Source organism: Larkinella sp. (genome assembly GCF_965227735.1).
Taxonomy (GTDB): domain Bacteria; phylum Bacteroidota; class Bacteroidia; order Cytophagales; family Spirosomataceae; genus Larkinella.
Map to the genome: position 1 here is coordinate 706,833 of NZ_OZ245776.1, position 12,700 is coordinate 719,532.

Sequence of the window (12,700 nt, forward strand, 5' to 3'; positions counted from 1 at the left end):
AAATCCCGTCTTTCCGAAAAAAACCGCTTGAAAACCAAGCCGGTTTTTCCGGAAAGACGGGATTTGCCCAACGATGCCTTCTATCATAAAGGCAAGATGCTCAGTCAAATACGGGACAGAGACCCTTATTTTTTATCGATTCGATACAGCCTTCCCTGGTCGGTAATCGCGTACAAAGCGCCGTCGTTGCCCTGTGTTACATCCCGGAAACGCTGCGATTCACCCGAGAGCAGCCGCTCTTCGCCTACCACTTTGTTGTTTTCAATTTTCAGCCGCACGATGTGCATGCCACTCAGCGAACCCACGAAGAGGTTGTTCTTCCATTCCGGAATGCGGTTACTGCTGTAGAACGTCATCCCGCTTGGCGAGACGGAAGGGTCCCAGTAATAGACCGGTTGTTGCAGGCCTTCTTTTTGCTGAATGGCCTCCCCGACTTGCTTGCCACTGTACTCGATGCCGTAGGTGATGGTCGGCCATCCGTAATTTTTTCCGGGTTCGATCCGGTTGATTTCATCCCCTCCTCTGGGGCCAAATTCAGCCTCCCACAGATCGCCGGTAACCGGATGGAAAGCCAGACCCTGCACGTTGCGGTGTCCATAAGAATACAATTCGGGCCGGGCATCGGCCTGTTTTACAAACGGATTACCGGCGGCAGGTTTGCCCTCTTTCGTAATGCGGATGACTTTCCCTAGTCCTGAATTGACCGACTGGGCCTGGGGCCGGGTGACCAGATCCGACCGTTCGCCGGTGCTGATCACCAGATTACCGGCTTTGTCGATCAAAATCCGGCCACCGTAGTGCAGATTTCCTTTGTAGGCGGGGGTAGCGCGGTAGATAACCGTCGCTCCTTCCACCGTTTTTTCATCGGCCGACAGTTTCCCCTTGCCAACCGCCGTCAAATTTCCTTCTTCCAACGGTTCGGCAAATACCCAGTAGATCATGCGGTTGGTCGCAAAGGCGGGATCGACCCGGATGCCCAGCAAGCCACCCTGTCCTGCGGAATTTACCTTTGTCAGACCCGTGATCGGTTCACTCAGCTTGCCGTCGACGGTGGCGATGCGCAGCGTTCCCTTCTTTTCCGTGATGAGCAGCCGTCCATCGGGCAGGCTCGTAATGCCCCAGGGGCTCTTGAGGTCTTCCGTCAAGACCTTGCCTTCGTAAGGGGTGGCGGATTTGATACCGGCAACCCGAGTTTGTCCGGCAAAAGCCGATTTGTAGGCCGAATTGGGTTCTTTGGTTTCTACCGGCGCCTGTGCAGACGATGCGGTTTGAGCGGATACACTTGAACCACAAGCTAAAAAAGCGAGTGAAGTACCCGTCAGGATCATAATAAATCGATTGCTCATGTTGGTTTAGCCCGAAGGTTTCTTTCTGTTCTAATATAATTTACTACAATATTAAACCTGGTAACGCTAAACACCTAATTTGGTTTCTTTCCGCTGAACTACTTCCTGTAGACCTGGGCTTGCAGGCCTTTAAATTTCTCTTTGGTAATCATAGTGGCGGCTCATGTCAACCCAAATTAATTAGAGTGGAGCATCCGGTATTCGTTGGGGGATTGCCCAACCCGCTGTTTGAACAGGCGGTTAAAGTGCTGGGGATACTTGAAGCCCAATTCAAAGGCAATTTGACTGATGGATTTGGCAGGATCAAACACGCGTTCTTTTGCTACGTCGATCACCTTCCACTGAATGTATTCCTGCGCGGTTTTGCCGGTTTCTTTCTTGATCAGGTCGCCAAAATAGTTCGCCGACAGATTTAATTCACTGGCACAATAGGCGACTGAAGGCAAGCCAATCGTCTGGGGTTTATCGGTCTGAAAATACGCGTTCAACAAATTCTCAAACCGTTCGATAACGCCCTTATGTGCATATTCCCGGGTAATGAACTGGCGCTCGTAGAACCGGACGCAGTAGTTCAGAAACAGTTCAATAGTGGAGACGATTAAACGCTTGCTGTGCTTGTCGATGGCATGTTCCAATTCGTAGTCGATTTTGGAAAAGCAATCCAGCACAATTTCCCGTTCCCGTTTGGATACATGCAGGGCTTCGTAGAACTGGTAGCCAAAGAAGGTATACTCCTGAATGTGTCGTCCCAGAGCCGTACCGTGGAGAAGATCGGGATGAAAGACCAGCGCATACCCTTTGGGCTGATAGGTTTCGCCATTGCTGTTCACCCCGGCGACCTGTCCCGGTGCCAGAAAAACCAGGGTTCCTTCCTGGTAATCATACGTATGGCGACCATATACCAGATCCCCGCATTTGACCTCTTTTAAAAAGATGGTGTAGAAGCCGAAAAACATCCGGGAGCCTTGCCGGGGATCGGACCTGGACAAGTCCACCACGCTCACCAACGGATGACGGGTTTCGTTGTTGTTGAATGTATTATAATCACTGATGGTCTCAAACCGGCGCAGCGTGTCCATATCATGATTGGTTTAGTTACCTAAAATTACCGCTTTATTCACCCTTCACCAATTGGCATGCTCTAATCAGGAATATTGGTAGATAAAACCGTAATCTGTATACCATTCGGAAGAAGAAATGCAGAGACCTTTGCGAAACCAACTGAAGCAACCGATGCAAGCGGTTCGATTTACAAATGGGTGACTTACCCATTAAATCACGTAAACAATAAACGCAATTAACAACCCTAAACGGATCAAAACCGGTATGAAAGCCTCAATTCTCGGATTGTTTTTCTGTGCCATTGGCCTCCTGTCGTCCTTCTCCCAAACCAGTCAAGTCACTTCTTCGACAACAACCCCCACAAAGGCCGGGCAGGAAATCATTGACCTTTCGAAGCAAAAGTGGCAATGGATGGCCGACAAGAATGTGGATAAACTTTACGCTGGTGGCCATGGTTCGGGGCAGTGAGGTAAAAACAGAGTTTACGGTTACTGAAGTCTATAAAAAACAACGGAATGCCTGGAAACTGTTAGCCTTGACATTCAGCAGTGTACGGGATACGCACAGTATCAAGCACTAAAACCAGTGAAAATGGTAGAAAAATCCGTAATTTGTATACTACCCTATTCCAATGTAAACAAGACCTTTGCCGTTAGTAAACGCATCCTGTCACCCGTAAACCCTATTCACTGTGGCCACCTATAATCTCAAAATTAACGGAAAAATCAGGCAGGTGAACGTCGACCCTTCGACGCCCCTGCTTTGGGTACTACGCGATCACCTGGACTTACCCGGCACCAAATACGGCTGCGGTGTCGCCCAGTGCGGGGCCTGCACCGTGCATTTGGATGGAACGGCGGTTCGCTCCTGTCAACTGCCCGCTTCGGCAATTGGCAAGCAGGCCATCACCACGATTGAAGGCCTGTCGGCCAAAGGCGACCACCCCGTCCAGAAGGCGTGGCTGGAACACGACGTGGCCCAGTGCGGCTACTGCCAGGCGGGACAAATGATGAGTGCGGCTTCCTTGCTGAAAACCAATCCGAAACCCACTGATGAGGAAATCGATGCCTACATGAGTGGCAACATCTGTCGATGCGGCACCTACCTGCGCATCAAAGAAGCCATCAAATCAACGGCAAAGAAGTAATCCTCGTCCACGCGTAAACCAGACCTTGACCATGAACACGACCAAAACAACCCATAACCGGCGTTCTTTCTTAAAAACTTCCCTCCTTTCGGGTGGCGGCATGATGCTCAGCGTTAGCTGGTTATCCAGCTTCAAATCCGCCGACAAACGACAGATCCTGAACCTGCCTGAGCAATCGGCCATGCTCAATGGGTATATTCAGATTACTGCCGACAACGTGGTCAAACTCCTGTGCCCCAATCCTGAATTTGGGCAGAATGTAATGACGGCACTGCCCATGATCGTCGCCGAGGAGTTGGATGTGGATTGGAAAAACGTGGTCGTTGAAATGGGTCCGCACGACAACACGAAGTTAGGTCCCCAGTTTACGGGGGGCAGTAATTCGATTCGCATGTACTGGAAACCGCTCCGGGAGGCCGGGGCAGCCGCCCGATATCTATTGCGCCAGGCAGCCGCCCAGACGTGGAATGTGCCGGTCGGGGAAGTGACCACGAAAGCGGGGGTTTTGCATCATGCCAACGGGAAATCGGCGAACTACGGCGAAATGGCCGGCAAAGCCGCCACCCTGGAGGTGCCGAAAGACCTTAAACTGAAGTCCCCGAAGGATTTTACGATTGTCAGAAAATCGAAGAAAAATGTTGAGGGCCAAAAAATAATCACCGGCAAACCGCTCTTCGGATTGGATTACCGGGTCGACGGAATGCTGATTGCCATGATTCAGCATCCACCGGCCTTCGGCATGAAACTGAAATCATTCGATGCGTCGCAAACCCTCAAAATGCCGGGCATCAAAGAAGTTTTCAGCCTGAAATTGTATGAAGACGGTTTTGAGCAAGGCGGTTTCGACACGCGGACCTTCAACGATTTGCTGGTCGTGGTGGGCAAAACCACCTGGGAGGTGATGAATGCCCGTAAGAAGCTCGTTGCCCAGTGGGAACCGGTCGGCGACACCAAAGATACGATGAGTGGTCGGGGCGGAAAACGGGAGGTTGTGGTTCCGGGCGGACTGGAAAGCACCAGCACCCAGCTTGAAAAAATGCAGGAACAGGCCCAAAAACCGGCGCAGCAATTACGGAAAGACGGCGATCCCGAAGCAGCTTTCCAGCAGGCTGCTCAGGTGATCGAACGCACCTACAACGCTCCGTTTCTGGCCCATAACTGCATGGAGCCGATGAATTTTTTCGCCCATGTGACGGAGGAAAAAGCGGTATTGGCTGGTCCTTTGCAGGCTCCCGGCTGGATCGAACCGACGCTGTCGAAAATCCTGAACCTGCCTGCCGACAAGATCGAAATCCAGATGACGCGGATGGGTGGGGGCTTTGGTCGCCGGGCCTATGGCCATTACCTGACTGAAGCAGCCCTGATCTCCAGAAAAGCAAAAGCACCCGTTAAACTCATCTACACCCGCGAAGATGACATGACCTACGGCATCTACCGCCCGATGTACACGGCGACGTACCGCGCGGCTCTGGATGCCAATAAAAACCTGATCGCGTTTCATGTAAAAGGGGGCGGCATTCCGGAACATGCGATCCATGCCAACCGGTTTCCGGCCGGGGCCGTGGAGAACTACCTGGCCGAAGGCTGGCAGATTCCGTCCAACATCACCATCGGGGCCTTCCGGGCTCCGCGCTCCAACTTTAACGCAGCCGCCGAGCAATCGTTTCTGGATGAGGTGGCCGAAGCCATGGGCAAAGACCCCATCGCGTTTCGGCTGGAACTTTTAAAACGGGCGAAGGAAAATCCGGTGGGCAAAAACAACGAGTATGACCCCGACCGGTATGCGGGAGTCCTCACGTTGGTGCGGGACAAGTCGGGCTGGAACAAGCCGGGAAATGAGAAATATAACCGGGGCGTAGCCGCTTATTTCTGCCATAATTCCTACGCGGCCCATGTGGTCGACATCGTTACCCGGGACGGGCAACCGTATGTCGAGCGGGTATTCAGTGCGATGGACTGTGGCATCGTGATCAACCCCGATGCGGCCACGAACATGGTGCAGGGAGCGGTGGTCGACGGCATCGGCAATGCATTTTACGGGGCTTTAACCCATAAAAACGGGGCCGCTGAGCAAAGCAACTTCCACAACTACCGCCTGATTCGCCATAACGAAGCGCCGAAATCGATCGACGTCCACTTTGTCGAAAATGACCTCGACCCGACTGGTCTGGGAGAACCGCCCTTCCCGCCGGTTTTTGGCGCCGTGGCGAATGCGTTGTATAAAAACAAGGGGAAACGGTTTTACAATCAGCCCTTTCAGAACGAGATGGATAAGCGGATGTAGCACGAATCTTTCTTCACCCTTCGCCAATGGGCCTGCCTTAATCATGAATATTGGTAGATGAAACCGTAATTTGTATACCATAGCTGAAAATACCATGAACAAAGAAAAAACCGTTTTCAAAGCCAAAGCAGCGAAGGCAATCATCTCTTTTTTAGCAGTTGTGTACCTTTTAGTTCGCTATCATCCTGCTTTAGCGCAGCAACCAGAGAGGATGGTAAGGATTTCGGAAATAGAAATCGATCCGGCATTTCTGGAAGAATATAAAGCCATCCTGACCGAAGAATCGGCGGCATCCGTAAAACTGGAGCCGGGAGTCATTGCCATCTTTCCGATGTACCAAAAAGAAAATCCCACATCGGTACGGATTTTGGAGATGTATGCCAGCAAAACCGCCTACGAGCAACACCTGAAAACACCGCACTTCCTGAAATACAAAGCCACGACTCTTAAAATGGTAAAATCACTAAAGTTAGTGGATATGGGCGTGATCGATGCGGCCACAATGCCCCTGTTGTTTAGAAAAGTAAAGGAAGATAAATGATGAAGATTCATGACCTGTTGGGAACACGGTGCGACAGCCTCGTTGAGCGTGATTCCGGGTAAAATGGTCAGAACCGGGTAAGTACGTCTCCAACGAATGGAATGGTTTTCAATAAAACCGTGTTAAGCTGTATCTTTGCAATCAACCAATCAAACCAGTTATCACAAGGCTTTGAATTTTGTGACGTCGTATCAAATTTACTTCGTAATAAATTGACGGACAAGCACTTAAATATCCCATTTACTTCTAATTATTTTTTTGGGTACAACATAGGTACAACATTTTATTATATAGGTATTAATTTCACAACACTTTTTGAAATAGTATAAAGCCAATGTTTCTGTTTGAAATGAATTAATAAACAATTGCTCTTCAATTCGTTTAATAATAATTGAGAATCTTGCTAATTGTATATTTATCCTTTGTATTATTATCCTCGAAATACAATCAATGGCGATTGATTAGTTCGACATCAATATCTAATTAGGAAAATATTGAAATAGTTATACAAATGATTGAAAAATTACTATCTAGAAGAATGCTCAATTCGTTAGTTATACCCCTTGTAGTGCTCGGCACCCAGCTATTCTTCAAATTTTTGCTTGACAAAGAGATTGCCTATATTGGCATTAGTTTGGCTGCAATTTCCTTTGGGCAAATCTATCCATACATATCCTACGATCATTTTTTCACAAATAAAATTTTGGTTCTTAAACCTGTTCATAAAGGCATTAGAAACGTTTCTACTCGCTATGTCCCGACCAAAATTGTTGAAAACCACAATGTTGATAGATATAAGAGTTATACAAATTTTATGGTTGTTATAGTATTTGTTCTTTTTTTAATAACTACTGGCCTTGGTTTGAAAGGCGAAGAATGCCTACATAACATTTTCGGTGTCTCAGCCGTTATTTTAAGTACAATTTATCAAGTATGGCTTTAATCGTTATCATTTTTGTAGCTATCGGGGTTATTTCAGTTATTGCTTTTTTGATTTTATTATATAAATCAGCAAAATTGAAATTAACTGAACCTCAAAAAATATTCAATTTTTCAATTGAGGAAGAAAAACCGTTTGACCAATATCCTATATTATATGACACAACCTATGCTAAGAAAAAATATTCTGGCCCTAAATTTCTTTTATTAAACGAAAATTACAATGAGTATTATATACCAGCACAAAATCAACATTTGATTTCACTATTTGGCTCTCCTTCTGCTGGAAAAAGCTCTCTTATAGCTTCAATGCTATACTACATGCATGAAGATTTGAATTTAACTATAAATGATTCAAACTTAGAAAAGAAATTTGAGACGATTTTTGAAAAAATTAGCCATAATCAATATCAATTAAATAAAATTGATCAAGAATTCCGTCTCTTAAATTTAAAATTAAAACCGAAAAAAAAACATTCTTCTTCAATAGATATGTTATTATCAAATTTTGAAGAACTTAATTTATCTACTCTAAAGCGAACAAATAAAAGTTTTAGTTTTATGTCAAATTTTTTTGACTGGAATCCAAAATCAACTCACTTACTTTTCACCTTTGATTACCTCACAATGAGTGAAGAAGATAAAGCCGTTTATAATTTTTTAAATTTTTATAATAGCAAAGTATCAAATAGGATAACAAAAATAATAATTATCATTATTGTTGATTCTGAGAGTTATATCGAAAATTTCGACATAGAAGAACTAATAAAAAATAAAATACCATTGACCTACGAATTTTCAAAATGGAACGATCAGTTTTCAATGTTTTCATTTTTGTTTTATCCATTTGAAAATAAAATAAATCAAACAGATTCAATTAACCTTCCTGCTGCAAAAAAACTCATTGGGAAAATATATAAAGATATTACTGATACTAATATAAACTAAATATTAGTAATGCTTTTACTTTAAAATGATTTGAAGTTTATTAGAAATTTATTATTATGCAAGTTATATGCCTTGAAGACGCGGCTTTTTACGCTTTAGTTGAGAAAGTTGTTGCAAGACTCAAGGATAAAAACAGCGTCGAAAAAGATAAATGGATAGCTGACGAAGAGGCCATGCAGCTTCTCAACATCAAATCCAAAACGACTTTGCAGAAGTTACGGGACGAGGGGAAAATTCGGTTTTCTCAGCCCCAGAAAAAAATTATCCTTTACGATCGGGATTCTATTAATTCGTATCTTGAAAAAAATGCCAAAAATCCCTTTTAGAGATGGAATATGAGGAAAAGGTTGAGCCCGAATATCTGAAAGGCTTCAATGAAGGCTATATCATGGCTCAACATGAACCGGAGCTGGCTAAGAAAATTGCTAGTATCGAAACTGATTTCATCCGTGCAGTTGCTTTTCGGGAAGGCTACCAACAATTTGAAAAGGAAAAAAATCGAGAACGCCTGCCTTCCTGGTTAAAACAAGACCGGCTTTCAAAAGATAAACCATCGCCCGATAAAAATAAGGAGCGAGATATTGATCTGGATAAAGAGTAAGCAGCCTGTCAGTCTCTATCTTTATCTAAAGTGCGGTTGTCCTTAGTGGGTGGTTTTGCCGTTATATCAGTTTTGTTATGATGAAATTTCCCCATGAACCGTTGCGTTAATGATAAATCCTGTTGTCGTGGGCCTTTATCATTCTCCGGCTTATTTTTTTCCTGAGCAGATTTTTTCGTCACGAAGTCCATATACTCTTGTGACTGTTCAATATCTTTTGGTGCCTTGCGAAAATCGGCTCGCTGCTCAGCCGTCATCTCTTTAACCGGGTTCGGATAAAAGCTTTCTAAGGCCGCTTCACGTACTGTTCTTGCGGTCTTGGGGTCGGCTTGCCGAATATCTTTTTCCACCTGGTCAAGCACCTCTTTCCTCAGGTTCTCGATCCCCTTATTCAACGATGCTATCCGTTGATCGTGACTTCCCGGTTGTCTTGAGCGGAGAAAACCAGGTGTATTGTAGGCAAGGGTCGGGCCAGCATCTTTTGGGACGGTCTTGGCTTGCTCCTGCATTCGATCAATCTGTTCTTTTGCCTGACGGACTTTATCTTCGACATGGCTATATTCAGGAGGAAAGCGCGTCTCCTCATCTTTTTTGTGATCCATACCTCCTATACTATTTTGTCTTGATTTTCAGCGTTGTTATGCTAATATAAGCAATTATCACCTGGTTTTATCCGGGAGCGTGCTATGACGGTGTGGCAATCGATCATTGAAGAACAGTACGATGGTGATCCCAAAGCGTTTCAAGAAGCCTGGGACCTGGCTACTCTGGAAGGTCGCTTATACGCCATTGACTGGAACGCTCTTTCGAAAGCCAGCGTAACGCTTCCCCATTTTGCTGAAACTGGCCGAAGCCTGATCGAACAGCGTTTAGGCTATCTGCCCCATGACAGTGTCATTCTTCACTATGAACCACAGGTGCGTATACTTGTTCGTGCTTATCAATATGAGCTTATGAGCCAGAATGAGTTTGAAACTGAGACGGATGCTGTCATCAAGCAAATTCGTAACCGTGACATGCGATACAATACCGGCCTAGACTATGACGCCAGGCTATACGAGAATTATTATAACTATTTTGTACCCTACGGTTATGCCGTTCGTGACCGGCTGAGTAACTTCTTAAGTTATATACCCGACATCAAGCATTCAGTTGTCGCCGAGCTGTGGATGAGGGACCTTATTGCCCGCGATGACATTCGCTTACCACCCTGTTTAACGGCGGCTGATTACAAAGCAATCACCTTGATAAAGTATCGGGAAGTCCTGTTGAAAAAGGGTAAGGACGCAGCCGATCAATCACCGTTGGTTACATCAATTTTATAGGTGGCGTCTTTGACGGCTTTCGACTTTAGGATGCCTACTAATCAAGCAATTGCAGCTTTCCTTTAATAGTATTCCTAGCATTTCTGATTTTCTGCAATCGCTTCCGTCATATTCCCCAACGAGGGTGAATGATCCTCATTTCAAAAATTCTCATCCCAAATTTGTTCGGAAGTAATCGATCGTAAACTCCTGAACACCACAGCTTCTTTTTTATGATCGCGTCGTCTTTAAGCCCTTATCTGTCAGCGTCTTTTTAGCCGGACTAACTAAATTTTAAACGAAATCTGTTCGAATATAATCGATCGTTTACTGCTGAACAAAAACGTGGTTAACCCGCTATGAAACAGGCTATTGCTTACTACCGCGTTTCCACGCACCGGCAGGGACGGAGTGGATTAGGGCTGGAAGCGCAACAATTGGCCGTCGCCAACTATTGTCGGCTCAATGGCTATGAGCTTGTGAATGAAGTCGTAGAGGTTAAATCCACGCGTAAACAACAGAATAGGCTCTTACAGGCTCTGGAGCAGTGCAAAGGCTTAAAAGCTACGTTGATGGTGGCTCGGCTAGACCGCTTAGGACGCGATGTTGAAAAAATTGCCCGACTGGTCAAATCCGATGTTGAAATCGTAGTGACTGACAACCCGCATGCCACTCGGTTTACCATCCATATTTTGGCCGCGGTCGCCGAAGAACAACGGCAGCGCATTAGCGAAACCACCAAAGATGCGCTGAAAGCCGCTCGGAAACGTGGAGTTGTTCTCGGAAAACAGGGAAAGATATTGGCTACCCGAAATAAAAAGGCCGCCGAAGCATTTGCACACCAGCTTTCGCCGATGCTTCGAAAACTAAACCATCGAGGAATTACCACCGTGCGAGGCATTGCTCAGGAACTCAACAAACAAGGCATTCCCACGTTTCGCGGGGATAGCCAATGGCACCCCAGTACGGTTTACACGATTTTGAATCGACTCAAAGAAACCAAAACCATGAAAACAGAATCTGCTATGATCCCGACCAATGAATCCGACATCCTGTTCGATGATGGCTCCTTCTTTGAACAAGCATTTGGCAAGAATGCCTTGAAGGTTTCCTCGATCAACGCTAATTGCGATTGTTCCTCTTATTATTCGACTGAAGATGATGACGCCGTTGATTCCGGTCAAATCACCGTATCTGCTGCTGAGGCCTATTGAGCCGGGGTACTCTTATGCCGTCAATTGCGCGTATCCGCATTCGCTTCGTCTTCTCACGCAGACGCAAGCGGATATCCTGTCGGCTATTGATGGCTATTCCACGATCTCCGTGCTAAGCGACCGACTAGCCATTCCCCCGACGGTTTTAGAAGAATTTTTAAAACTCCTGGCTCAAACGGACCTCATTCGGTTTGATGCTGCGTTTCGCAAACCTGAAAAACCTACTACCCCTCAATCGCTCAATTTTTGGATTCACACCACCAACCGCTGTAATCTGGCTTGTAGCTACTGCTACATTTCGACCTTGAACACGACCGAAGGTATGCCAGATAGCACCAAACAGCAATTGTTGGAGAAGGTGGCGGAAACGGTCGTCAAGCGAAAGCTCAAGCATATCAAATTTCGGTTGGCGGGTGGCGAGCCGTTAACCCAGTTCAAATCCTGGAAAGCCTTTATCCCAATCATTCGGCAACGATTGAGTGAATTGGGCTGTCGTTTTGAAGCCTCTTTCATCACCAATCTGACTATTCTAACCGACGAAATCATCGCGTTTTGCCAGGAGCAGGCCATTGGCTTTGGCATTTCATTGGATGGACTGGAAGCCAATCACGATGCCAGCCGACCGTTCAAACAAGGCGCGGGAAGTTTCCAACGCATCGACCGCAACTTGCGGACGTTACTGGCTCACCACATTCCGGTCATGGTCAACACCGTGGTCAGTAACCAGAACGTAAAAGGACTTCCCGATTTAACCCGCTACTTGATCGCGCTGGATGTACCGTTTCGCTATTCAATTGTCAAAGGAGAAACCATTGACGCGGAGCTTTTAGAAAACAGCCTGTTGGAATCCTATGCGATCATGCAGGAAGCCATCCAAGGCGGTTGGTCCTTCTCCTGCCGGCATCAATTCTGCGATCTTAAGCCCCAGGAGTTAGGGTTTCAGACCTGTGCCTCCGGGTTTTCCGGGGGAGCTATCTATGTCGATGGGACCCTGAATTATTGCCATGTCCACTTCGGCGATGCACGTCAAGCATCCCACTCAATATTCAACCCCGATTTAGATCTGGTAGATATGATCGAGCAGGGCAGTCACGAAGAAGACAACCGGTCGAAGGATTGTCAGGCTTGCCGCTACAGTGCGGTTTGTACCAGCGGTTGCCCGGTTTACCGGGTGAATGGGAAAGACCCGCAATGCAGTCTGTATCACCGCATCATTCCGCTCTTATATGACTTGCAAGCCCAGGAACGGTTGAAATCCCTGCGGGATTTAAAACCCGTTAACCCCTGATCGGTATCCTCTTTTCAGACAGGAAA

At 46.3% G+C, this 12,700-nt stretch carries 14 protein-coding genes; 11 read left to right on the plus strand and 3 right to left on the minus strand.

Annotated features, from left to right (window positions below; all coding sequences use genetic code 11):
- Window positions 1-125: 125 nt before the first annotated feature.
- Window positions 126-1,346, minus strand: coding sequence for a PQQ-dependent sugar dehydrogenase (locus ACO064_RS02800; protein WP_421825892.1), 1,221 nt, complete (start codon window positions 1,344-1,346; stop codon window positions 126-128).
- Between the two features lie 176 nt (window positions 1,347-1,522).
- Window positions 1,523-2,425 (minus strand): helix-turn-helix domain-containing protein, encoded by a 903-nt coding sequence (locus ACO064_RS02805; protein WP_421825893.1) that lies wholly within the window; start codon window positions 2,423-2,425, stop codon window positions 1,523-1,525.
- A gap of 247 nt (window positions 2,426-2,672) precedes the next feature.
- Here ACO064_RS02805 and ACO064_RS02810 point away from each other — a divergent pair, with 247 nt between their 5' ends.
- The 8 genes from ACO064_RS02810 (at window position 2,673) to ACO064_RS02845 (ending at window position 8,868) form a co-directional block, all read left to right on the plus strand.
- Entirely contained in the window at window positions 2,673-2,876 is a 204-nt protein-coding gene (locus tag ACO064_RS02810; protein ID WP_421825894.1) for a hypothetical protein, read from the plus strand.
- A 223-nt stretch (window positions 2,877-3,099) separates the two neighbouring features.
- Window positions 3,100-3,555: a (2Fe-2S)-binding protein gene (locus ACO064_RS02815; protein WP_421825895.1), complete on the plus strand. Its 456-nt coding sequence runs from the start codon at window positions 3,100-3,102 to the stop codon at window positions 3,553-3,555.
- Between the two features lie 31 nt (window positions 3,556-3,586).
- Window positions 3,587-5,839 carry a molybdopterin cofactor-binding domain-containing protein gene (locus ACO064_RS02820; RefSeq protein ID WP_421825896.1) on the plus strand — a complete coding sequence of 751 codons (2,253 nt, stop codon included), beginning with the start codon at window positions 3,587-3,589 and terminating at the stop codon, window positions 5,837-5,839.
- A gap of 94 nt (window positions 5,840-5,933) precedes the next feature.
- Entirely contained in the window at window positions 5,934-6,380 is a 447-nt protein-coding gene (locus tag ACO064_RS02825; RefSeq protein WP_421825897.1) for a putative quinol monooxygenase, read from the plus strand.
- Between the two features lie 511 nt (window positions 6,381-6,891).
- Window positions 6,892-7,323 (plus strand): hypothetical protein, encoded by a 432-nt coding sequence (locus ACO064_RS02830; protein WP_421825899.1) that lies wholly within the window; start codon window positions 6,892-6,894, stop codon window positions 7,321-7,323.
- The gene (locus ACO064_RS02835) at window positions 7,314-8,267 is read left to right on the plus strand and encodes a hypothetical protein (protein WP_421825900.1); all 954 of its coding nucleotides are present in this window, start codon (window positions 7,314-7,316) and stop codon (window positions 8,265-8,267) included. Before ACO064_RS02830 ends, ACO064_RS02835 begins: the two co-directional genes overlap by 10 nt.
- 56 nt (window positions 8,268-8,323) lie before the next feature.
- The gene (locus ACO064_RS02840) at window positions 8,324-8,593 is read left to right on the plus strand and encodes a helix-turn-helix domain-containing protein (RefSeq protein ID WP_421825901.1); all 270 of its coding nucleotides are present in this window, start codon (window positions 8,324-8,326) and stop codon (window positions 8,591-8,593) included.
- A 2-nt stretch (window positions 8,594-8,595) separates the two neighbouring features.
- Window positions 8,596-8,868, plus strand: a complete 273-nt coding sequence (locus ACO064_RS02845) for a hypothetical protein (protein ID WP_421825902.1) — start codon at window positions 8,596-8,598, stop codon at window positions 8,866-8,868.
- A gap of 8 nt (window positions 8,869-8,876) precedes the next feature.
- Here the strand turns inward: ACO064_RS02845 and ACO064_RS02850 are convergent, their stop codons facing one another.
- Entirely contained in the window at window positions 8,877-9,470 is a 594-nt protein-coding gene (locus ACO064_RS02850; protein ID WP_421825903.1) for a hypothetical protein, read from the minus strand.
- A gap of 84 nt (window positions 9,471-9,554) precedes the next feature.
- On the opposite strand from ACO064_RS02850, the gene ACO064_RS02855 reads away from it, so the two are divergent.
- The 3 genes from ACO064_RS02855 (at window position 9,555) to ACO064_RS02865 (ending at window position 12,674) form a co-directional block, all read left to right on the plus strand.
- Window positions 9,555-10,193, plus strand: coding sequence for a hypothetical protein (locus ACO064_RS02855; protein WP_421825904.1), 639 nt, complete (start codon window positions 9,555-9,557; stop codon window positions 10,191-10,193).
- Between the two features lie 338 nt (window positions 10,194-10,531).
- Complete coding sequence (locus ACO064_RS02860; RefSeq protein WP_421825905.1) at window positions 10,532-11,386, plus strand: recombinase family protein; 855 nt, start codon at window positions 10,532-10,534, stop codon at window positions 11,384-11,386.
- Window positions 11,331-12,674, plus strand: coding sequence for a radical SAM protein (locus ACO064_RS02865; RefSeq protein WP_421825906.1), 1,344 nt, complete (start codon window positions 11,331-11,333; stop codon window positions 12,672-12,674). Before ACO064_RS02860 ends, ACO064_RS02865 begins: the two co-directional genes overlap by 56 nt.
- Window positions 12,675-12,700: the final 26 nt, after the last annotated feature.

Coding starts and splice junctions, on each gene's coding strand:
- ACO064_RS02865 (WP_421825906.1), top strand. CDS start 11,331: ATGATGACGCCGTTGATTCCGGTCAAATCACCGTATCTGCTGCTGAGG.
- ACO064_RS02845 (WP_421825902.1), top strand. CDS start 8,596: ATGGAATATGAGGAAAAGGTTGAGCCCGAATATCTGAAAGGCTTCAAT.
- ACO064_RS02810 (WP_421825894.1), top strand. CDS start 2,673: ATGAAAGCCTCAATTCTCGGATTGTTTTTCTGTGCCATTGGCCTCCTG.
- ACO064_RS02825 (WP_421825897.1), top strand. CDS start 5,934: ATGAACAAAGAAAAAACCGTTTTCAAAGCCAAAGCAGCGAAGGCAATC.
- ACO064_RS02805 (WP_421825893.1), bottom strand. CDS start 2,425: ATGGACACGCTGCGCCGGTTTGAGACCATCAGTGATTATAATACATTC.
- ACO064_RS02860 (WP_421825905.1), top strand. CDS start 10,532: ATGAAACAGGCTATTGCTTACTACCGCGTTTCCACGCACCGGCAGGGA.
- ACO064_RS02850 (WP_421825903.1), bottom strand. CDS start 9,470: ATGGATCACAAAAAAGATGAGGAGACGCGCTTTCCTCCTGAATATAGC.
- ACO064_RS02830 (WP_421825899.1), top strand. CDS start 6,892: ATGATTGAAAAATTACTATCTAGAAGAATGCTCAATTCGTTAGTTATA.
- ACO064_RS02835 (WP_421825900.1), top strand. CDS start 7,314: ATGGCTTTAATCGTTATCATTTTTGTAGCTATCGGGGTTATTTCAGTT.
- ACO064_RS02855 (WP_421825904.1), top strand. CDS start 9,555: ATGACGGTGTGGCAATCGATCATTGAAGAACAGTACGATGGTGATCCC.
- ACO064_RS02800 (WP_421825892.1), bottom strand. CDS start 1,346: ATGAGCAATCGATTTATTATGATCCTGACGGGTACTTCACTCGCTTTT.
- ACO064_RS02840 (WP_421825901.1), top strand. CDS start 8,324: ATGCAAGTTATATGCCTTGAAGACGCGGCTTTTTACGCTTTAGTTGAG.
- ACO064_RS02820 (WP_421825896.1), top strand. CDS start 3,587: ATGAACACGACCAAAACAACCCATAACCGGCGTTCTTTCTTAAAAACT.